Source organism: Bradyrhizobium sp. WSM1253, from assembly GCF_000244935.1.
GTDB lineage: Bacteria > Pseudomonadota > Alphaproteobacteria > Rhizobiales > Xanthobacteraceae > Bradyrhizobium > Bradyrhizobium canariense.
This window is the reverse complement of record NZ_JH600073.1, coordinates 2,351,712-2,372,565: the sequence shown is the minus strand read 5'-3', so window position 1 is coordinate 2,372,565 and position 20,854 is coordinate 2,351,712. Positions and strand designations below refer to the sequence as shown.

The following is a 20,854-nucleotide window of genomic DNA, read 5'->3' as shown; positions in this document are numbered from 1 at the left end:
CCCAATTGTTCTATATTGTAGAACGCTATTCCAATTATTGTTGGCGTAGCGCGCGCACTTGTCAAGTCGCGCCGTTCAGTCCGCGACGCAGCCGCGCGCGCCGCGATCGCCTGCGCAGGTGACATCCCCTGCAAACAAAGGCCTATCCGGTGAAGCCAGATTGACAGTCGCGTTCAAATCCGTCTAACATTTATTTGGAATAACGTTCTATAATATAGAACAGCCGCAGGGAGGATGATGGTGTTGAGCGAGCCTCGCGCAATGGCGAAGCACATCGAGCCCGGCATGCGCGTGGCGCTGCCGGTGGATTACGCCGGCGTCTCCATGGCCATGACCCGGCCGATCATCGAGCATGGCGCGGGCGACCTCGAACTCGTGTGCGTGCCGACCGGCGGATTGCAGGTCGACCAGCTCGTCGGCGCAGGTCTGGTCCGGACGGTGGAGACCAGCGCCGTCTCGCTCGGCGAAGCGGGCGGAGCGCCCCGCTTCAACGCCGCCGTCAAGGAAGGCGCGGTTCGACTAAAGGACGCGACGTGCCCTGCCATCCACGCGGGCCTGATGGCGGCGCAGAAGGGCAGTCCCTTCATGCCGCTCCGGGGGCTGATCGGAACGGATCTGCTCCGGCATCGCGACGATTGGCGCGTCGTCGACAATCCGATGGCGGACGGAGGCGATCCGATCGTGCTGATTCCCGCCATCAAGCCCGACGTCACGATCTTCCACGTGCCGTTGGCCGATCGGTTCGGCAATGTCTGGATCGGACGGCGCCGCGAGCTTGCCGTGATGGCCTACGCCTCGCGGATCGCGCTCGTCACGGTGGAGCGCATCGTCGAAGAGAATCTGCTTGCGGACGAGATGAGCGCTGCCGGCGTGCTGCCCGCGCTCTACGTCACGGCGGTCGCGCGCGCTCCGAAGGGGGCGTGGCCCTATGGTCTGTGGGGCGAGTATCCGACAGACAGCGCGGAGATCGGACGCTACGCGAAAGCCGCGCGAACGGCCGACGGCTTCTCCGCCTATATGGCCCAGGCGCAGATGGAGCCCGCGTGATGGCCGACGTCCTCCCTCGCGAAGTGCTGATCTGCACCATCGCGCGGCTGCTCGATGGCGTCAGGCATGTCGCGGTCGGCGCCTCGTCTCCGATTCCCGCCGCCGGCGCGATGCTGCTGCGCGCAATGAAGGAAGCGGAGGGCGCCGTCGGTCCACGCATCTCCATTCTCGGCTCCGTCGAGCACAATTTCTTCACCAACGGTTCGGCGGAACTGTTCGATTGCGCGGGTCAGGGCCGGATCGATGCGTTCTTCCTCGGCGGTGGCCAGATCGACGGCTTCGGCAACGTGAACCTCGTCGGCGCCGGGGACTATCCGCGATCGAGCGTGCGCTGGCCGGGCTCGTTCGGGTCGGCCTATCTTTATTTCGTCGTGCCGCGCGTCATCCTGTTCCGGGAGGAGCATACGCCGCGTGTTTTCGTCGAGAAGGTGGACTTCATCAGTGCCCCAGGTGTCAGTCCGGACGGGGTTTTCCGGACCGGCGGTCCTATCGCCCTGCTGACCGGCAAAGGCCTCTTCCGCTTCGACAAGACGCGGCCAGGCTTCAAGTTGGAGAGTGTCCATCCCGGGCATGATCTCGCGGAGATCAAAGAGGCGACCGGCTTTCGGTTCGCCCACGACGCCGAGCCGCGGCAGACCGCGTTGCCCGATCGAGCGACACTCGACCTGCTCCGCGGCCGCGTGTTCGACGAACTCGCCGAAACCTATCCCGAATTCGCCGCGCAGATGCGGCGCGAGCTTGGGACGGTTTGACGCATGAGCGAAGTCAAGCGGGTCCCGCACTGCAGCCATTGGGGTGCATATACGATCCTCGTCGAGGATAATCGCATCGTGGGCGTCGAGCCGTTCGAGCACGATCCGGCTCCTTCCCCGATCATCCATTCTGTCGCCGAATGGGCGAACCCGGCGCGTCGCGTGCTGCGACCGATGGTCCGCTCCGGCTGGCTGGACAAGCGCGAGAAGAGCGATCGCCGAGGCCGCGGCCGCGAGAAATTCGTGCCGGTGAGTTGGGACGAGGCGACGACGCTGGTCGCCGACGAAGTGCGCCGCGTCGCCGGCACCTTCGGCAATGCGTCGATCTTCGCCGGCTCCTACGGTTGGACCAACTCCGGCCGCCTGCATCATGCTTCTTCGCTTCTGAAGCGCATGCTCAACCTGGTTGGCGGCTTCACCAGGCATGTCGACACCTATTCGATCGCGGCAGGCCCGGTGATCTTGCGCCACACGCTGGGCAGCGACGATGCATGCGGCGGCCGTGCCAACACGCTCGACACCATCGCGCAGCACACCGAGACGCTGGTGGTGTTCGGCGCGCTCTCGCCTCGAACCGCGCAGAACGAGGCCGGCGGAATCGGCAGCCACCGGCTTGAAACCTATCTCAGGAAAATCGTCGCGCGCGGCATCAAGGTGATTCATGTCTCGCCGCTGAAGGACGATCTGCCCGACTGGGTCAATGCCGAATGGTGGCCGATCCGCCCGAACACCGACACTGCGCTGATGCTCGGCCTTGCGGGCGAGATCGTGACGGCGGGGCGGCACGACAGGGATTTCCTTGCGCGCTGCACCAGCGGCGCGGATCGTCTGCTTCGCTATCTCGAAGGCGAGGCGGATGGCGTCCGCAAGGAGGCGGTTTGGGCTGCGGGCATCTGCGGCCTCGATGCGGAGAAGGTCGCCCGGCTCGCAAGGCGCCTGGTCGACACGCGCAGCATGCTGACCGTGAGCTGGAGCCTGCAGCGCGCCCATCACGGCGAACAGCCGTTCTGGGCGGCGCTCGGACTCGCGTCGATCGCCGGCCAGATCGGATTGCCGGGCGGCGGCGTCGGCTACGGCTACGCCTCCCTGGGGGGCGTGGGAGCGCCGCTCAACCTGGCCCGGTCTCCGGCCATCTCACAGCTGACCAGACCGATCGACAGCTTCATCCCGGTGGCGCGGATCACCGACATGCTGCTCAATCCCGGCCGGCCATTCAGCTATGAAGGCGAGATCCGCACCTATCCGGATACGAGGCTGGTCTATTGGGCGGGCGGCAATCCTTACCACCATCATCAGGATCTCAATCGCCTGTCGAACGCCTGGACGAGGCCCGAGACGATCATCGTGCAGGATCCGATGTTCACGGCGACAGCTCAGCGCGCGGACATCGTGCTGCCGGCAACCACGTCGATCGAGCGCAACGATCTTGCCGGCAACAGGCGTTCCGACTTCATCCTGGCGATGAAGCAGGCAATCGAGCCGCTGGGCGAATCTCGCTCCGACTTCGAGATCTTCAACGCCATTGCAGGCAAGCTCGGAGTGGCCGATCGCTTCAACGAGGGCCGGGACGAGATCGGCTGGGTCCGGCATCTCTACGAAGCATGCCGCAGCGACGCTTCGGAGCGCTTTGATTTCACGATGCCTGATTTTGATGCGTTCTGGGAAGCCGGCTATGCTCGCTGCCCGGTCAAGGCCGAGCAGACGTTCCTCGCCGACTTCCGCAACGAGCCGGAGGCCCATGCGCTGAGGACCGAAAGTGGCAAGATCGTGCTTGGCAGCGAGACTCTGGCCAGGCTGGACTATGCCGATTGTCGCTCGCATCCGGCGTGGATCGAGCCGGCTGAATGGCTCGGCAACGCCGCCGATGCCGGCCAGATGCACCTCATCTCGCACCAGCCGGCGGGCCGTCTTCACAGCCAGCTCGAAACCGGCGCATCGAGCAGGGCCATGAAGCGCAACGGCCGTGAACGGGCTCACCTGCATCCCGACGACGCGGCTGCTCTCGGCATCGCCGATGGTCAGACGATCCGTATCTGGAACGGCCGCGGGGAGTGCCTGGCGACGGCCGAGGTCACCGACAAGGTCCGAGGGAGCGTGCTGGTGCTCCCGACCGGCGCCTGGTTCACGCCGATCGGCAATAGCGGCCTCGAGGTTGCCGGCAATCCGAACGTGCTCACGCTCGACATCGGCACGTCTCAATTCGGCCAGGGCTGTTCGGCCCACACCTGCCTCGTGCGGGTCGAGCCCTACGCCGCCGACCGGCGCGATGCGTTCGAGGCCTATCAGGAAACGCTCGTCGCGCTCGCGGCAGTCTAACAGGAGCTTGCAACATGTCTGCGCCCCCCATCAGCCGCTTTCCCGTTCCCGACATCGCGACCCTGCCTGCGGATATCCGCTCGCGGATCGAGGCGGTTCAGGAGAAGTCCGGTTTCGTGCCCAACGTCTTCCTGACGCTCGCGCATCGCCCGGATGAATTTCGGGCGTTCTTCGCCTATCACGACGCGCTGATGGACAAGCCCGGGCCGATCACCAAGGCCGAGCGCGAGATGATCGTGGTGGCGACCAGCAGCGCCAATCAATGCCAGTATTGCGTCGTCGCACACGGTGCGATCCTGCGCGTACGGGCGAAGAATCCGCAGATCGCGGACCAGGTCGCCGTCAATTATCGCAAGGCCGATATCACCGCGCGGCAAAGGGCGATGCTCGATTTCGCGATGAAGGTCTCGGCGCGTGCCTATGAGGTCGACGATGTCGACGTCCGGGATCTCAAGGGACACGGGTTCACGGAGGAGGACGTCTGGGACATCGCGGCCATCGCTGCATTTTTCGGGATGTCGAACCGCCTCGCCAACGTCACCAGCATGCGTCCGAACGACGAATTCTTTGCGATGGGCCGCTGAACGCCTCGGACGAAGACCGCAATGGTATCGCTTGTCATCGACAGACGCTTCCGGGGACCGCCGAACTCCGGCAACGGAGGCTATGTATGCGGATGTCTCGCAAGGCACGTCGCGGGAGACGCCGAAGTCACGTTACGCGCGCCGCCACCGCTGGAGCGGCCGCTAGACGTCCGGACGGGGGCTGACGGCCCCATCGAGCTGCGCGAGAACGACAAGCTGCTCGCGACGGCGCATGTAACGGGCATCGATGTGCCGGACGTTCCCAAAGTGAGCTACGAAGCCGCCGAAGAGGCGGTCCGCAGAACGCCTTACGACAAACGGACCCACGACCTTCCGGATTGCTTTGTCTGCGGCCCCGCGCGTGCCCATGGCGACGGTCTCCGAATCTTCGCAGGTCCGCTGCAGGCGGGAGCAGTCCCCGGCAAGCCCGTGGTGTTCGCGGCGTCCTGGATACCTCATGGCAGCCTGTCCGGCGACGACGGCTACGTCGCGCCCGAATTCGTCTGGGCCGCCCTCGATTGTCCCACCGGCTATTGCAGCGTGGGTGCCCGTCATCTGGGCTTGAACGGAAACGAGACGGCCCTGCTCGGACGCATGGCGGCGCGGATCAATCGTCGGCCACGCCCCGGCGATCGTTGTGTGGTGACGGCCTGGCCGACCGGGCGGGAGGGCCGCAAGCTCTTTGCCGAGAGCGCTTTGCTGAGCTCGGAACAGGACGTGTTGGCGATCGCACGAACCACGTGGCTGCTGGTCGACCGCCAGGTTCAGCTTGGAGCAACGACATGAACAAGAGTCGGAACAGCGCATGACCAGTCGCGAAACAGAGCTTGAGCTTCGTCAGTCCGTCATTGACGCATGTCGCGAGATGGCGGCGCAAGGCATCAACCAGGGGACGTCCGGAAACATCAGCGTTCGAACCGACGACGGCATGCTGCTCACGCCGTCCGGTCTTCCATATGACCGCATGAAGCCCGAGGACATCGTGGCCATGAAGTGGGATGGTTCATGGGCTGCGTCGGCCGGCAACGTTCCGTCGACGGAATGGCGTTTTCACCTGGACATCCTGAGATCGAAGCCGGAGGTCGGCGCCGTCGTTCACGCGCATCCGATCTTCTGCACTATCATCGCGATCATGAATCGCGCGATCCCTGCGATTCACTACATGATCGCTGCCGCCGGCGGCAACGACATCCCCTGCGCACCCTACGCCCAATACGGCACGGCCGAACTGTCGCAGGCGGCCCTGGACGCGCTTCGCTATCGACGCGCCTGCCTGCTCGCCCATCACGGGCTGATCGCCACAGGTCCCAACCTGCGCAAGGCGATGTGGCTCGCGGTGGAGGTGGAGGTGCTCGCCAAGCAATATCACGGTTGTCTTCAGCTTGGCTCTCCTCCGCTGCTGCCGGACGAGGAGATCGACAGCATTCTGAGGCGGTGGGGACAGTACGGCCTGCGCGATAACGACGGTGCGCTCAAGATTCCCCTGCAACCGAGCTAGATGAATCCCGCTCAAACCACTTTCCTGCGAGAACTCATGGCAAACACTCACGACGTCAGCGTCTGCGGCACGTATATTCTGGATATTCTGGGGGTCCCGGTCACCGAGATTCCGCCCGGCGGCGGCCGCTTGCTGATCGAAGAAATCCGGCTCGCGGTCGCAGGCACCGCCGGCGGAACGGTCGTGCCTTGCGCGCGTCTCGGTCTGAAAGCGCTCGCGGTTGGCGCCCTCGGCTCCGACGAGAAGGCCGACTGGATGCTGAATGCGCTGGAGCGGGAAGGCATCGACATCTCCCTCATGGAGCGGATGGCCGGCAGTCCGACCTCAGCCACGATCCTGCCGATCCGGCCCGACGGCTCGCGTCCGGTCATGCACGCAAGGGGCGCTTCTGCCCGCTGGCGGATCGCGCCCGAAACGCAAGTGGCCGCTTGCCGGAGCAAGATTCTGCATCTCGGCGGGGTTGGCTCCCTGCTTGCGATGGATGGAGCGCCATCCGTTGCCTTGCTGCGGGACGCAAAAGCGGCCGGCTGCACGACGACGCTCGATCTGATCCAGGCGCGAGGCGAAACGCTGGCGCTGGTCGAACCGTTGCTGCCTTACGTCGACTTTTTCATGCCGAGCATCGACGAGACCAGCGCGATGGTCGGAACCGGCGATCCCGCCGCGTGCGCGCGGTTCTTCATCGAGAGGGGAGCGGGCGCCTGCGCCATCTCTCTCGGTGCCGAGGGCTCGTTCGTGATGACACGCGACGGACGTCAGTTCACGGTGCCGGCGTTCGAGGTTGCGGTCCGCGATACTTCGGGATGCGGCGATTCCTACACGGGCGGTTTCATCGCCGGTCTCGCGCGCGACTGGGACTTGCTCGACTGCGCCAAGCTCGCGACCGCGACGGCCGCGATCGTCGCGACGGGGCTGGGCTCGGGCGCCAATCTCGTGTCGTTCGACGAGACCGTGAAGGCCATGAACAGCCTCCCAGTCCGCAAGCCGGCTCGCGTCTGATCCATTCACACCATCAAGAAACATTCATCCGAACAACAGGGGAGAACGCAACATGGCCCGACATGCGATCGTGACCGGAGCAAGCCGCGGAATTGGCCGCTCGATAGCGCTTGGTCTTGCCAGGCGCGGCTACGATCTCGCGCTGACTGACATCACGGCCCAGGAGAAGGTCCTCCTCGAGACCGTTGCAGAGGTCAAGGAGCTCGGCCGCCGCTGCATCCCGGTGCTGGGCGACGTCAGCGACGTCGGCGATTGCAGGCGAGCCGTGGCTGAAGCCGTCCGGGGTCTCGGACATGTCGACGTGCTCGTCAACAATGCGGGAATACTCAGGCTGGCGACCATCGACGAATTGACCACCGAAACCTGGGATCAGACGTTCGCCGTCAACACGCGCGGCGTATTCCAGATGACCCAGGCCTTGGTGCCGCACATGAAGGAGCGCAAATACGGACGGATCGTCAACATTGCCTCGCTCGCGGCCCGAACGGGCGGTCCGGGACAGTCCCACTACGCCGCATCGAAGTCGGCCGTGGTCGGCTTCACCCGAGTTTCGTCCATGGAGTTCGGAGGCTTCGGCATCACGGTCAATGCCGTATGCCCGGGCATCATCATGACGGAGATGGGGATGAACAATCTTCGCGATCCCGAGCGGGTCGCCTATTTCGAAAAGGTCACGGACCTGCACAGGCTCGGGCAGCCGGAGGACGTCGTCGGGCCCGTGGCGTTTTTCGCGTCCGATGATTCAGCGTTTGTGACCGGTCAAGCCCTTAACGTGGACGGAGGTATCTTCTACAGCTAGTAACGGGGTCGATCGCTCGTTCAAGCCCTTATCTCAAACAGCAATTTGAGATGGTTGCGACTCCCCGGACTTGAACCTGTCGATGGCCTCGTAATCGCCGCTGAACCCGTAAAATCCGAGTGCGCGGGTTCGGATATCAGGCAGTACAATCGTTAGATCGTGCGACGAATGCCGATTATCGGTCGGATAAGCCCTGTGGTGCGACCAGTAAGTCCTTGATTGTTCTCAATCCGTCGCTGACTCTTAATCAGCGGGTCCCAGGTTCGAGCCCTGGTGCGCCCACCATTCAAATCAAGACCTTAGCGAGAGAAACCGTTTGAGACGACCGAACTAAAACGGTTTTTTAAACGGTGTTTTTAGCGGCCGGCTGGCGAGTCCACTCGCGGCATTGTGAACTACTCTACTAGTCACGGCGGAGGCCAAGGTGACTCGAAGAACAGCCGACAGAACCGCTTCCTTGTTGTTCCTGGGTCAGAGCCGCCCGACATAGTCGGCATTTTCCCATTTCTGTTCTATGTTATCGGCTGACGGATTGGCGCAGCTACGCTGCGCTTCCAAATCAACTGCGTCATCAGTCATGCCAAATTGCGATTTAGGCAGCGCAATTCCGCCGCCGGCGGAATCGGGAAAATCATCTCGCTCAGTCAGTTTGCGTCTCATCGATAAGTTGCCGTCTTTTGTTCTGAATGCGCGCGGAAGGCATTCGCACATCGCCGCGCGTTCTGCTCCGATCAGGTCGACTACCCATTTCAACAAATAGGGCGGGACCCGCATCCGGGCAAACCGGAGAGCGTCGAAGACCGCATCGGCCACGGCGGCGTTACCCAATGCTGCCAGCACGGCGGGATGAGTGAATACATCAAAAGAATTTCCAACGGTCAGGCGCGGATACCGTTCACCGCAGATTCGCGTAGCCTTCCGCTCGTCGATCAGGGTGATCGCTCCTTTCTCGACGCCGTAAGCGATTGTCGCGGCTTCGCCGTCTTCGAGGGTTGCGTCGCCCCGTCCGATCACTAGATCCTCGAAATGGGACTCGGTGAGATCGTCAAGTTTCGCAACGGAGATAAGATCTGCCGCAATAAGCTCGGCGAGGAGTTGCCCGTCATTGCGACCATTGCGGCGGTCTTCGAGGAGCTCTCCCTGCACGACATCCGTAATGATAAAAGGATTTGGAATCGCTTTCAAAATGCGTGGCCCGCGGGCCGTGGCATTCAGATTGATCACGGTACTCGCATCGATAACAACCGGCGCCGTGGGGTCAATCAGGCATGAGAGCCCCATCGGCTTCGCTCCCTTCTATTTCCAGGCCATCGAACATGCGCCGCAGCTCGACACGGTCCAGATGGAGCATGCGGGCGAGCTGACCTTCGCTCAGGATCCCGCGGCGCCAAGCTTCGCCGGCGAGGAGCCCGAGCCGAAGCGTCGTCGGCCTGTCCGCATCCACTTTATGAAGGTCGGGCCCCGAAAGATCGCCCAATACCTGGATGGCCTGCTGATCGCTAATGCCTCCGTTCGCCTGAAACCAATCCCACGTCCCAGACCTCGCCAGCTTGAGCTCTTCCAACCGCCTGACGATCGCTTCACGAGAGACACCGAAGAAATGTGCGAGCACGATGACATGCCGTCGGGTCAGTTTTTCCGATCCGACGGTTATCTCTTTGAATTTTTGCATGACCGCACGGGCAGGGGTCATGAAGGCCCTGCCGAAAGTGTTGGCGTAACGCTCCTCGCGGGAGTTCTCAGTAATACCCTCCTCCAGAACTTCCGGCTCCCGCCGCGTAGAAACCAGATGACCCAACTCGTGGGCTGCCGTTTGGGCGCGGCGATCGCGCGGGTGATTGCCGTTGAGAAGAATGCAGGCGCCGAGTGCTTCGTCGTACGCGAACAGGCCGGAAATTCCGCCATCGATCCGCCGAATATAGATGCGCACGCCAAGTTCAAGCTCAAGGAGCGTTACAATATCGGAGATCGGGCTCAGGCCTAATCCGAGCCGCTGTCGCAATTCGAGCGCGTCCTGCTCGGCCTGCGCCCGAACGTCACCGGGAAGGATCGGGCGCTCCGGCGGATAGTTACGCAGCGGTTGCACACCGAGAAGTCGCTCTAGCTCCGCTTCGGCGCGCGCCAAGTTCTCTAATTGCTTCACAGCAAGTTCGACCGCATCATCCTCCCGCTGGAACAATTTGCGGAATTTAGGGGAGAGATCCGTATGAATCGCCTCCTGCCGCATCAGCTCATTGATCGACATTTTGTAAAGACTCGCGAGCTTACGCAACTCATCGATTCGCACACGCCGCTGGCCTTGCTCGATCGCAACCAGAGTGGTTCGTGAAAGCCCGACGGATTGCGCCGCGTCAGCTTGCTTGAGCTTGACGCGGTCGCGCGCTTCACGAAGGCGCTCACCAACTTCCGTCGGCGGCATGGTCTCAAGCAGACTGGTCATTGTCGGCCCACTGAACAACAAACGACTGTGGTCCCAGTGAATTCATATAGGTTTTCCATTCTTTTTGGTGTTGGGAGAGCAGCCGGTCCAGTTTTGGACGGATGACCGCTTCCGGTTCGTCGAGGGCGCGTGCGAGCTGAAAGACCGCGAGATTGAGTGGCTGTTCTGCCGCACGCGACTGCTTTAAATACGCGAGGTGATCGAGATGCAACGTGCCTGCGATTGCATATTGCTTTTGAGCGCGGGTCTTTTTGTCGAACCCTTTCGCGGCTCCCGCATCGAAAGTAGGCGCAGAGAGATTTTCCCAGACATACGTATCTGCGGGCTCGTTAAGATCAGCCGCATGAACGCTCAGGCGGCGCAGCATGCAGGCCGCGCAAATACCGCATTGGCGCCGGTGATTATCGACAGACACATGGCGGTTATCCTGCCAGCACGATCGCGTCTCCGGCCACTCGATGTTCTTGCCGTTGCTCAATGCCATGTACGCTTTGAGCGTTTCACCTTTGGTGAACCACAGACGCGGGAATTCGAAGGCGATGTCGTAGCCGAGAAGCGCTTGGAAAAACGCCGTCATGTGCTTCATGAACCGGGGATGGTTCCGGTAATCCTCATAAGCCTGACCGACAGGCACGAGCGTTGGTCCGAGCGCACCCTGTCCGCTTTCGGGGACGATGACCTTGCCGGCTTTTGCGAAATACGCCGCCGCCCCACTCAGGACGGCAAATTTAAAGCCGCGCGACCGGGCGGTTGATTCGATAAAGCGGGATGCGCCAGGCTTCACTTGATAGGGCAGCGTCATGAACGCCTGCTTTCGCCCATACAAATCTTTGGGGTGATCTTTCTTCTTTGATCCCAGGCGAACACGCACCAGCCGACTGCCGTATTCTTCCGCCATCAGCGCGCCGACCGCGCGGGAATCGAGGCCATCGCTGAAGGGAATAACCGCCTTGGCCCCAGTATCCAGATAAAATAGTTCCTGTGACGGTTCGAGGGCGGGCTTTTTCCGCTTTATGAAGGTAACTTTCCATTGATCTCCGGTCAGCAGTTCGAGCGCATCATGCAACGTGTCGGACACGCTCTTCTGATTCCAAACGTCGGGATCATGCACTGGCAGGCGCAGTTGAAAAGCGCGTCCCCATCCCAGAGCTGGGCGGCGCTGTATGCGATCACAGAATTCGACGGAAGCGGCGAGCAGCATCAGGTCGAAGACGACCGGCTCCCATTTAGCGAAGAAATAGGCCGCAAGATTATGCGTCTTGAAAATGAGGTTGGCCCCGATCTCGCAAGGAATCCGGCCTGCGCGCGCGCGTCCGCCCTCTTCGTGCACATCGACTTGGATCTCGGGTAGTTCATCATCGTTCATGGCAGCCTCACACCGTCTTCAATTCCTTGCTGCTTGACCGATTGCGGTTGGGCGGCAGGGGCGTCCAGTCCCGACAAACGACGGGCGAGACCCGCAATGGGAGCGGTTGCCACCGCGTTCTCCATGCGATTTCTGATACGGGTCGCTATCGCCTCGGGGCTTTGCTTGCGCAGATAATGTTCTTCAACTTGCCGGGGCCCCCGCGCCGCGCGGTCGCGCAAGGCGTTCTCGACACCATTGCAAACCGCGTCGATGCCGAGCTTTCCATTCGCCACAGATTGCATGACGTGATCGACAATCAGACGCCGCATCGGATATCCGGCGGAAAGGTCCCGCCGCGCAGCTTCCAGTTCGACTGATTTATTTTGTCCGAACATGTCGGTCTGCTGGGCATCACCCAGGATCGTACGGATGGCGCGGACAACTTCGCCGCAGCCTTCATCGCGCCACGTCTCTTCCAGGGCAGGGACGACACGCGAGGCGACTTCATTAGGCTCAAATGCGGCCTTGTGCGCCCATTCCGCAAACTTCTTCCAGGCGGGCGTCATGTTCAAACTTTTGTACGGACCATCACTCATGGCGATTCTCCATGTCAAAAATTTATACCGAAAAATCAGACAATGTCAAAAACGAAGATTAAGCCTTCCGTTCACCGGCTATAACAGCGGGGATTTGATGTCGCGGACGCGGCGCATCCTCGTCAAATGGCTTCCCATCTCATATTATTAATATGAGGTCATAGAAATGAGCGAAATGGACGGCGGGCCGGATCCGGTCATTACGCGGGTTCAGATCAAGGCCGCTCGAGCCCTCATGGGCTGGTCCCAGGCGGATTTGGCCGAGAAGGCCGCTGTCGCCACTTCAACGCTGGCTGATTTCGAGCGCGGGCACCGCTCGCCGGTTCCTGACAACTTGGACGCAATTCGGTCCGCGCTTGAAGCCGCTGGCATTTCGTTTCCGCCGGGCGGCGCGGTTGCAGGGCCGATACAGCCGGTCAGAAGTCACTCAAACGTCCAGGCCGACAAACTGCGGCCGGTCCGCTGGATAACGGAAACCGATCTTGATCATTGGGCTGATCGTCGAGATGGGCAGGCTATGTTGCCGGAGCTCGTTCGGCGACTGATACTCGCAGAAAAGGGCTACTTCCCAGAGCTGCGCTTTCCGTCGGGCGACAGCGTACAGATGCACGGATGGGATGGACAGTGCAAGGTTGAGACTGCAACTGACCAGCTTCCCGCCGGTTGGTCGGGCTGGGAGCTCGGTACAGATCGTGGTCCGAAGAAAAAGGCCGACAAGGACTACAAGCAGAGAGCCAAAGACGCGCTTGACCTCAATCCAACCGAAACCACGTTTGTTTTCGTTACGCCCCGTCGTTGGGCTAAAAAGGAAGAGTGGGTTCAGGAACGTCGCGCAGAAAAGCACTGGCGAGATGTGCGGGCCTATGATGCCGTCGATCTCGTGCAGTGGATTGAACGTTTCCCGGCCGTTGGCCTCTGGCTTGCCAGACTGATCGAGAAGGCACCGGAAGGCGTGCGCGAACTGTGCGACGTCTGGCGTGAGTGGTCGCTCTCGACGAAGCCGCCACTTAGCGCGGATCTGATCGTCGTCGATCGCGAAGACGAAGGCACGAAGTTACTTAACTGGCTTTATGCCGAACCAAGCGCGATATCCGTGCAAGCGGAAGCTCCCGGCGAGGCGTTTGCATTTCTCTATGCCGCCATCGAGCAGCTGCCCGAGGGCAATCGCGATTTCTACCACACCAGAGCTATTGTTGCGGGTGATGCCAACGCTGCAAGATCATTGGCGGACGTGGCGACACCGCTAATCATTGTCCTAGATGAGCCAGATGCTGGATTGGCAATGCATCTGGTCGAAAAAGGCCATTACGTATTTCTTGCATTCGGCTCCAACATCGGAGCTCCGTCGGAAGCGCTGATCCTCAAACGTCCGACTCGCTATGCCATCGAGAACGAGCTTGAGAAAATGGGTCTGGCGCAACACGACGCCAAGAACTTCGCCCACGACTCCGGGCGAAGCCTAACCATTCTTCGCCGTCTTATTCCTGCTGCGCCATCCCACCGGGTGCCTGAATGGGCGACCCCCGAGGCTGCTAGGGCATTGATGCCGGCACTGCTCGCCGGAGCATGGGATGAGGGACAAGAGGGCGATCGAGCAATTATCGAGGACCTAGCGGGAACCAGTTATGAGAAAGTAGCTGCGGCTCTTACGCCTTTACTCAGCATTGCCGATAGTCCTCTTCGCAAGGCAGGCAACTCTTGGAAAATCGCCTCACCGAGGGACGCTTGGTTCCGAATAGCGCGGAATATCACCTTGGCGGATTTGGATCGATTCGCAAAAGCCGCCAATGTTGTTCTCACATCAGTCGATCCTCGCTTTAGCATGGCGCCGGATGAGCGCTGGATGGCTGGCGTCAAAGGGAAACGACCCGAATATTCCGGACTTCTTCAGACCGGTATTTCAGAAACACTGGTTTTGCTGAATGTTTTTGGAAAGCAAGTCACAGCCGTTCCGCATGCCGATGCTCGCGGCGCGGTTATCGTTAGAGACCTTCTTCGCGACGCCGATGCCGTACGCTGGTGGTCGTTGTCCAACCAGCTTCAGGTTCTCGCTGAAGCGTCTCCTGAGCAATTCTTAGGCGCGGTCGAAGACAGCCTGAACACCAATTCAAAGCCGATCCTTGAGCTGTTCGTGGAGGGCGGAGGTCCAATGGGAGGTTCCGCCTATCATGCAAATTTGCTCTGGGCGCTCGAAACCCTCGCCTGGAGCAGAGATTACCTTGCACCCGCAACGGCATTGTTGGCGAGACTGACGGCGTTGGACCCCGGTGGCCGCTGGGGAAACCGGCCAGCACGAAGCCTGCGGGAAGTTTTCGTTCTTTGGTGCCCACAAACCAACGCGCCGCTGCAAGATCGGCTGAAAGTGTTGAACCGGTTGCGCAAGATCGAGCCTGAGGTCTCCTGGAGCTTGTTGCTCGGTCTATATCCACGGCCCCACGACACCGTTGATCCCGCGCCAGTTCCGCGATGGCGGGATTTTACTGAAGAAGAGCCCGAACCGATTACGGACGCGCTTTATTTCTCTGGGGCGAGGCAAATTGGCGACTGGCTTCTAGAAGATGTGGGGATCACGAGCGCGCGCTGGGTACAGCTGATAGAGGGCTTTGATGCATGGCCGCCCGATCTTAGAGAAGCGGCCGTCAAGAGGCTGCTGGCGTCCGAAAGCAAGATAACCGACGACAATGATCGAGCAAATATTCAACGAGCACTGCGAGCGTTGATTAGCCATCACCGTCAATTTGAAGAGAGCGATTGGTCTCTTCCGGAAAATGAGCTGGACCAGCTCGAGGCTGCTTATACTGCATTGGCCCCCTTCGACAAGTTGAAGAAGATTGAATGGCTCTTCGAGAACGAACAGGCCCCACTTCTGAATCCGTCGTCAGCGTATGATTGGGAGCGCAACATAGAAGCGTCGAATGAAGCAAGGCGCGGAGCGATTTCCAGTTTAATGATCGGCGGCGTTGAAGACCTCTTTTCGTTTGCGCAACTTGTCAAAGAGGCAGGGTTGATTGGCCGGGCTGTTGCACAGGTCGCGGATAGTGCGACCGTTGATAAAGCGTTAGCTCGCGGTATTGATGCTGGTGATGACAAGAGCTGGAATCTTGCCCATGGGATCATCGTCACGCTAAATTTTTCTCAAGGAAATGCATGGGGCGACCGCTTGATTGACCGGGCTGTCGGCGACGGATGGGGTGACGAAGCGATTTTGCGTATTCTGCTGTCGTTGCCGAAGTCTGAGCACTTTATGCAGAAAGCATCGAGCTTGGGAGAGGAAGTCGATAGACTTTATTGGGCTCGTCTTAGCTCCCACTGGATTCAGGGAACACAAGAGGCGATTGCGTCGGCAATCGAGAAGCTGCTCGCTGTCGGTCGCGGACGCGATTGCATCCACCTTGCGGGCCATCATTTGAAAGGGTTGCCGAGCTCACTTTTGGTGCGCATTCTCGATGGCGCCTTGCAACAGGCCGCGAATTCAAATGATCACAATGAACCGTCGATGTTTCAGTATCATGTTGAGCGAATCTTTCAGTGCCTCGACGAGAGCGGAGTAGTGTCGGAGTCGGAAATGGCTCGGTTGGAGTGGAGCTATCTGAACGTATTGCAACGCTCGAAGCGGCCGCCAATTACCTTGCGGAAGGCGCTATCGACGACACCTCAGCTCTTCGTTCAGGTGCTCTCGGTGATCTATAGGCCGCGCAAGGCAGGCGATCATGAAGAAGTACAGGAGAGCGAGCCGGTATCCGAAGAACAAAAGAAGCGAGAAGCCGCCATCGCTGGTCACGCTTATAGGCTCCTTAACGATTGGCATGAAATCCCTGGGCGATCGGGCAATAAGGTTGATGGCGCCGTGCTCGAGGCCTGGGTTAAGGATGCACGAATACTGGCGGCGGACGCCGAGCGCTCCGAGGCAGCCGACCAGCATATCGGACGGCTATTTGCCTATTCGCCGGCCGAAAATGACGGAACCTGGCCTTGCACGGCAGTGCGAGAACTTATTGAGGTTGTTCGCAGTCGTTCTGTTGAACGTGGATTTTATTTAGGTGTGGTCAACAAAAGAGGTGCGACATGGCGTCGGCCTACTGACGGCAGCGTGCAAGAGCGCGAATTGGCCAAAAACTATCGAAAGGGTGCCAAGGAACTTCGCCTCGAGTGGCCGCGCACAGCGTCGGTGCTCGAGCAGCTTTCGCAGCATTATCTCCGAGACGGTGTTGATTCCGATGATGATGCTGATCGTTCTCAGTGGTGAGGCAGCAATTGCCGGTGAATTAAGTCACGTTGAAGCACGCTAGGAGGCGCGCGCAATGCCGTATAATTAGCGCTGCCGGGCAGCGTATCGATATCGAACGTTACAGGCGGCGGGATGCCACGATTCTCACGACGGCGCTTGGTTACAGGTGACATTTCCTGAGAATCTGTTGACACCGCCGTCCCGATCCCAGTCATTTCATCCTTGCCACGCATGCCCACGTCCCAGATCGTGATCGGTCTGCGGCGATAAGATCGTAGGATACTCAGGCAAGAAAGAAATCAAGTGCGCAGGTATGCTATGGGTACCTGTGGCGTACAAAAAGGACCGGCAAGATGATCGAACAGCTCAAGTCCGCCTCATGACGCAGCGCGTTCAAGCGGCGCCGGCTCGGCGGTGTAGAGTGTCTTATCGGCAGGGGGAACGCTCCTCCCATGCGTGAGACGGTGGATCGCGAGCTCTTGCAGCGCGTCCGTCGAGACGGATGGCACCTGCTTCCTTTGCCGCGTACGACAGAAAGCTTCTCCGAGGATTTGCTTCGCTTCTCGCGACGGTTGGGTGACCCCGTGCCGGGCCGGATGCGCGCGAACGTCGAAGTGTTACGCCCCTTGGCGCCTGAAGCGGCCCGCCCGCGTTCTCTCAGCGCTTTGCACGGGTCGAACACATTTCCTCTTCATACGGACGGAGCGTACCGACTTTTGCCGCCTCAATTTATTCTACTGGCTTGCCAATGTCCGGGAACGAGAAGCGTGCCCACGGTTCTCGTCCACTTCGCGGATATTCAGATAACGAACCGGGAAAAGAGTGGCTATGAAGGCGCGCCCTTTCTCGTCTCAAATGGTCGGCGCTCATTCTATACAACCATCGTTCAGCCAGGCCGGGGATTTATACGATTTGATATGGGATGCATGACGCCAGCGAGCGTGGAAGCGGTGCACGTGCAGGCCGCTATTCAGTCGCAGCTCGACTGCTGCATGATGGCGACCATTCATTGGCGGGAGGGCGACGTGCTCATTATCGACAACTGGAGCGTCTTGCACGGACGCGGAGAGGCTGCGATTGCGGCGTCGCCCGATCGGTGTCTCGTACGCGTTAGTGTCCAATGACCACAAAACAGGTTGTAGCGGCGTTGTCGCCCGAAGCCCTCCTCGGTAAATCAAAAACCTACATTGCGCGTGCTCTGGCGGCGAAGGATGCCAAGGACTTGAGCGAATATCAGTTATGGGCATCGCTTGCGCTTGAATTGCTGGGCAAATGGGCACTCGCTGAAGTCCATCCCTGCCTTATTGCCGATCCCCAAGGCGTCTCCCTTTTTGCGGCAGCCGGGGTATCTGTTGGAACAGATATTCGCACGATCACGGCAAAAACAGTGTTCGAGCGGCTAGGCCATCTCTCCAAACATTTTGACAAGAAGACCGAAGAGAATTGCCTCGGGATGAGCCTGAGGCGAAATGCAGAGCTGCATTCAGGGGAGGTGCCATTCGCGTCGGTCCTGCTCGCGTCGTGGGAGGGACGTTTCTGGCACACTGCCGCAGTTATATTGGATATTCATGGCCAGACAATTGAGACGTGGCTGGGGGCAGACCAAGCCAAAGCGCCGCGTGAACTAATGGCGAATTACACGCATGCGATTGAGGAAGCGGCTAAGATCCGCGTGGAGAAGGCGGCCGAGCGTTTTGCCGAGATGAAGAAGCCGGAACGTGAAGCACTGCGGGCTCGCGCAAAGGCGCTCGATCCTTTTGACATGCGACGCAGCTTCAAAATGTTCGCCGAGAAGGTATGGACCGCGGCCTGTCCGGCCTGCAAGTCAAACTCGTTTCTTGCGGGTGTTTGTTACGGCGAAGAATTATCGGATGACGACGAGAACGATCCCTACGAGGAGCATGTCGATGTGTCCTACGTCGCAGAAGAGTTCTACTGTCGGGCGTGCAGCTTGCATTTCGGGAGCCGAGAAGAAATCGAGGCCGCCGGGCTTCATGTCGAGTACACGGAGACCGAAACGCGTCAGCGCGAATACGAGCCGGATTATGGTAATGATTGAATAGCGGTGATGCCGTTCCCACTCGCCAATCTTAAAGCAGTTTGTCCTGCCAAAGAATGCAAATCTCATCGAATTTGTCGGCGTACTTGGCTTTGACGGCGGCGATAGCGGCTTCGGTCTCCTTCTGCAATATGCGGTACGTGCTCATATTCAGATAGATCACGAGCCTGCATTTGGGGGCATATCCTTTGGCGACTTTTCGCTCGATCGCCTTCTCAAGTTGGCCTGGAATGCCGCGCGCTCGGGCCGGCCAATCTTCGCTTGTCTCCTTCTCTGCCTCTTTCCCTTCGCGGTATTCATCGCCGCGCCTCCGTCCTTCTTCTAGGACCTCGGTGATTTCGATATTTACTGGAGTCTTGGGTGATCCGATCTGCCCGTCGGCCATTGCGCCGTCTGACCGACGAGGCGGACGTGCCCTGAAGGGCGAAACTTGACGAATTCGGCCAGCACCATTGCGCCGAGCAGAAATGCAACCTCGGCCCGGTTGAACAGCTTGTCCGACTTTATCGGCGCCGCCAGTTCTTTGACTTTTGCAATGAACGAGGCCGGCGTCTGCCAGCGTTCAAGCGCAATGCGCCCCGCAGGCAAGGCTTTGAGGCTTTCTTCGGACACGTGGTGCTCCCCTGCGATGAGAGGTCAGGTCTTGGAAACGCCCGAGGCGCTCTTCACGAGGGTCGTCAAGGTTTCGAGTGATGCGGTAAGGGCGGCCGCAAGCGCGTCATAAATTGCCAACAGGCCGGCCCCATCTTCCAGGCCAAGCCGATCGGTGACGGTTTTCAATCTCGCCACGGTGGAATCTGCTGAGCCAAGGTGGGAGTATGCGACCCGCAAATCGTAAAGCACGAAGAAGGGAGACAAGAGCGATGCGACGTCGCCTCCCAGCGCGAGCGTGCCCAACGCGGCCTGAAGCCGCTTTAAACCACCCAGGTTTTTCGGATCTAGACCCGCGCGTGTCATGATGCTGCCGAGCGCGCCGTTGTCAATCGACTCAACGTAAATCCGATTGAGGGTATCGGCGGTCTGTTTGCGCGTTTGCTCGGAGTCAATGACCGGGCCGTTGAATCCGAGTGCGAGGTCGAGAACCTCGGCGTCCAAATGTGCAATCTTGGTCCCGAATTTGGCGGCGCAGGCTTCGAAGAAGGCCGATCGAGCCGCAAAGAGGGTTTGTTCCCGCGAGAGAGGCGTGTAGATGCATTCGATCTGCCCATCGTAGAACTCGCATCCGATCGAGTGATCCGATGGCACGTTCTCTGAGCGGAGATAGTACTGCTCGGGCTCGGGAAGCTTGGCAATGTCGCCAAGCCACATGACTACTTTGCCATTCTTGTTAATGCCAAAGGAGATGTAGGCACTTTCCATGTCGATCGTGCCGTATGTGGTGGACGCGAAGGACACCTTGTACGCGGGATCCGAGTCGTATTTGAGCAGAACCTTTTTCGTTAAAGAAGACGGGCGTCAGAAATCCATCGTCCCATTCGCGGGACAGGCCGGGAATGTAGTAATAGTCGTCCGCATCATAGAGGAAGGGTACCTTCGTGAGCGGAAAGGTCTTTTCCAGCGGTTTCCGGGTTACGCGGACCGCGTTGCTCCCACGCAGCGTCGCTAGCTCGTGATGGCGAATGATCGCGAAACGCGAGTGGTCGGGGAGGTAGTCCTTTGAGCAATTCTCACAGCGCAGGACGGGCAAGCCCTTGATGCTAATGTCCACCCCCGACACGATATTGCGGTAGTCGGCAAAAGCGAGGTCCAGATGTCCCTCACACACGTCGCAATAAAGGCGCTGAACGTGCCCCGACGGAGGATAGACCTCTTTGAGAGTTGTTGTTTCCACCATAACCGAACCTACAACACACCCAGGACGGAGCCCAAGGCGCTCAGCACCGCGGATATTCCCGTGAGGACGGCTGCAGTGGCGTTGAGCCGGGATGATTCATTGAAGGCGACGTGCCCGCTCGCGATATGAAGCCCCGGTACATCCGAAATCGATGCCACCGGTTGGCGGATTGCGACTTGGCTGGCCCGCCACCAGTAATGCGCTGCGGCGATAGCAAAGAGAAGGCCGCCGAACGCCAGCCCAATGGCAAGACGGTGCAGGGTGGTCATCGGGAAGCCCCGGCTTCTTTGTCGGGCCCTCGGATGATTTCGATCAAGGCATCATCAGGTAGGGCTCTTTCGAGCACGTCCGTCC

The 20,854-nt window shown here is 59.9% G+C and carries 20 protein-coding genes and 1 tRNA gene; 12 read left to right on the top strand and 9 right to left on the bottom strand.

What is annotated here, in order from left to right; all coding sequences use genetic code 11:
* Window positions 1–261 precede the first annotated feature (261 nt).
* The 9 genes from BRA1253DRAFT_RS12805 to BRA1253DRAFT_RS43540 all read left to right on the top strand — a co-directional run bounded on the left by BRA1253DRAFT_RS12805 (window position 262) and on the right by BRA1253DRAFT_RS43540 (window position 8,280).
* Complete coding sequence (locus BRA1253DRAFT_RS12805) at window positions 262–1,047, top strand: CoA transferase subunit A (RefSeq protein WP_198288244.1); 786 nt, start codon at window positions 262–264, stop codon at window positions 1,045–1,047.
* Window positions 1,047–1,799, top strand: coding sequence for a CoA transferase (locus BRA1253DRAFT_RS12800; protein WP_007594624.1), 753 nt, complete (start codon window positions 1,047–1,049; stop codon window positions 1,797–1,799). The genes BRA1253DRAFT_RS12805 and BRA1253DRAFT_RS12800 overlap by 1 nt, the downstream gene beginning before the upstream one ends.
* Before the next feature lie 3 nt (window positions 1,800–1,802).
* Entirely contained in the window at window positions 1,803–4,115 is a 2,313-nt protein-coding gene (locus tag BRA1253DRAFT_RS12795; protein ID WP_007594623.1) for a molybdopterin-dependent oxidoreductase, read from the top strand.
* A gap of 14 nt (window positions 4,116–4,129) precedes the next feature.
* Window positions 4,130–4,699, top strand: a complete 570-nt coding sequence (locus BRA1253DRAFT_RS12790) for a peroxidase-related enzyme (protein WP_007594622.1) — start codon at window positions 4,130–4,132, stop codon at window positions 4,697–4,699.
* A 21-nt stretch (window positions 4,700–4,720) separates the two neighbouring features.
* A complete protein-coding gene (locus BRA1253DRAFT_RS12785; RefSeq protein ID WP_007594621.1) occupies window positions 4,721–5,485 on the top strand; it encodes a hypothetical protein in 765 nt (254 codons plus the stop codon).
* Between the two features lie 19 nt (window positions 5,486–5,504).
* A complete protein-coding gene (locus BRA1253DRAFT_RS12780; RefSeq protein WP_007594620.1) occupies window positions 5,505–6,197 on the top strand; it encodes an L-fuculose-phosphate aldolase in 693 nt (230 codons plus the stop codon).
* A gap of 36 nt (window positions 6,198–6,233) precedes the next feature.
* Window positions 6,234–7,196 (top strand): carbohydrate kinase family protein, encoded by a 963-nt coding sequence (locus tag BRA1253DRAFT_RS12775; RefSeq protein ID WP_007594618.1) that lies wholly within the window; start codon window positions 6,234–6,236, stop codon window positions 7,194–7,196.
* 52 nt (window positions 7,197–7,248) lie between these two features.
* Window positions 7,249–7,995, top strand: coding sequence for an SDR family NAD(P)-dependent oxidoreductase (locus BRA1253DRAFT_RS12770; protein WP_007594617.1), 747 nt, complete (start codon window positions 7,249–7,251; stop codon window positions 7,993–7,995).
* 180 nt (window positions 7,996–8,175) lie between these two features.
* Window positions 8,176–8,280, top strand: a tRNA-Ser gene (locus tag BRA1253DRAFT_RS43540).
* 186 nt (window positions 8,281–8,466) lie between these two features.
* Here the strand turns inward: BRA1253DRAFT_RS43540 and BRA1253DRAFT_RS12765 are convergent.
* Genes BRA1253DRAFT_RS12765 through BRA1253DRAFT_RS12750 form a run of 4 tightly spaced genes read right to left on the bottom strand, consistent with a single transcriptional unit; the run spans window position 8,467 to window position 12,379 of the window.
* Window positions 8,467–9,219: a hypothetical protein gene (locus BRA1253DRAFT_RS12765; protein WP_051058421.1), complete on the bottom strand. Its 753-nt coding sequence runs from the start codon at window positions 9,217–9,219 to the stop codon at window positions 8,467–8,469.
* A gap of 34 nt (window positions 9,220–9,253) precedes the next feature.
* Window positions 9,254–10,435 (bottom strand): XRE family transcriptional regulator, encoded by a 1,182-nt coding sequence (locus BRA1253DRAFT_RS12760; RefSeq protein WP_007594608.1) that lies wholly within the window; start codon window positions 10,433–10,435, stop codon window positions 9,254–9,256.
* Window positions 10,419–11,801, bottom strand: a complete 1,383-nt coding sequence (locus BRA1253DRAFT_RS12755; protein ID WP_007594606.1) for a 7-cyano-7-deazaguanine synthase — start codon at window positions 11,799–11,801, stop codon at window positions 10,419–10,421. Before BRA1253DRAFT_RS12755 ends, BRA1253DRAFT_RS12760 begins: the two co-directional genes overlap by 17 nt.
* The gene (locus BRA1253DRAFT_RS12750) at window positions 11,798–12,379 is read right to left on the bottom strand and encodes a hypothetical protein (RefSeq protein ID WP_007594603.1); all 582 of its coding nucleotides are present in this window, start codon (window positions 12,377–12,379) and stop codon (window positions 11,798–11,800) included. The genes BRA1253DRAFT_RS12755 and BRA1253DRAFT_RS12750 overlap by 4 nt, the downstream gene beginning before the upstream one ends.
* A gap of 166 nt (window positions 12,380–12,545) precedes the next feature.
* Between BRA1253DRAFT_RS12750 and BRA1253DRAFT_RS12745 the strand changes: the two genes are divergently transcribed.
* Window positions 12,546–16,625, top strand: coding sequence for a helix-turn-helix transcriptional regulator (locus BRA1253DRAFT_RS12745; RefSeq protein ID WP_007594601.1), 4,080 nt, complete (start codon window positions 12,546–12,548; stop codon window positions 16,623–16,625).
* Here BRA1253DRAFT_RS12745 and BRA1253DRAFT_RS43535 read toward each other — a convergent pair.
* Window positions 16,616–16,840, bottom strand: coding sequence for a hypothetical protein (locus BRA1253DRAFT_RS43535; protein ID WP_157158584.1), 225 nt, complete (start codon window positions 16,838–16,840; stop codon window positions 16,616–16,618). The genes BRA1253DRAFT_RS12745 and BRA1253DRAFT_RS43535 overlap by 10 nt on opposite strands.
* A gap of 219 nt (window positions 16,841–17,059) precedes the next feature.
* On the opposite strand from BRA1253DRAFT_RS43535, the gene BRA1253DRAFT_RS46190 reads away from it, so the two are divergent.
* Together BRA1253DRAFT_RS46190 and BRA1253DRAFT_RS12735 are read left to right on the top strand one after the other, a co-directional pair.
* Complete coding sequence (locus tag BRA1253DRAFT_RS46190) at window positions 17,060–17,731, top strand: TauD/TfdA family dioxygenase (protein WP_007594599.1); 672 nt, start codon at window positions 17,060–17,062, stop codon at window positions 17,729–17,731.
* Entirely contained in the window at window positions 17,728–18,666 is a 939-nt protein-coding gene (locus BRA1253DRAFT_RS12735) for a hypothetical protein (RefSeq protein ID WP_007594598.1), read from the top strand. The genes BRA1253DRAFT_RS46190 and BRA1253DRAFT_RS12735 overlap by 4 nt, the downstream gene beginning before the upstream one ends.
* 31 nt (window positions 18,667–18,697) lie before the next feature.
* Here BRA1253DRAFT_RS12735 and BRA1253DRAFT_RS12730 read toward each other — a convergent pair whose 3' ends face one another.
* The 4 genes from BRA1253DRAFT_RS12730 to BRA1253DRAFT_RS12715 all read right to left on the bottom strand — a co-directional run bounded on the left by BRA1253DRAFT_RS12730 (window position 18,698) and on the right by BRA1253DRAFT_RS12715 (window position 20,769).
* On the bottom strand, window positions 18,698–19,051 hold the full coding sequence (locus BRA1253DRAFT_RS12730) for a hypothetical protein (protein WP_007594597.1): 354 nt from the start codon (window positions 19,049–19,051) through the stop codon (window positions 18,698–18,700).
* Entirely contained in the window at window positions 19,012–19,278 is a 267-nt protein-coding gene (locus BRA1253DRAFT_RS12725) for a hypothetical protein (protein WP_007594596.1), read from the bottom strand. The genes BRA1253DRAFT_RS12730 and BRA1253DRAFT_RS12725 overlap by 40 nt, the downstream gene beginning before the upstream one ends.
* A gap of 24 nt (window positions 19,279–19,302) precedes the next feature.
* Window positions 19,303–20,061 (bottom strand): hypothetical protein, encoded by a 759-nt coding sequence (locus tag BRA1253DRAFT_RS44430; RefSeq protein WP_198288243.1) that lies wholly within the window; start codon window positions 20,059–20,061, stop codon window positions 19,303–19,305.
* A gap of 447 nt (window positions 20,062–20,508) precedes the next feature.
* On the bottom strand, window positions 20,509–20,769 hold the full coding sequence (locus BRA1253DRAFT_RS12715; RefSeq protein ID WP_007594595.1) for a hypothetical protein: 261 nt from the start codon (window positions 20,767–20,769) through the stop codon (window positions 20,509–20,511).
* Between the last annotated feature and the right edge of the window lie 85 nt (window positions 20,770–20,854).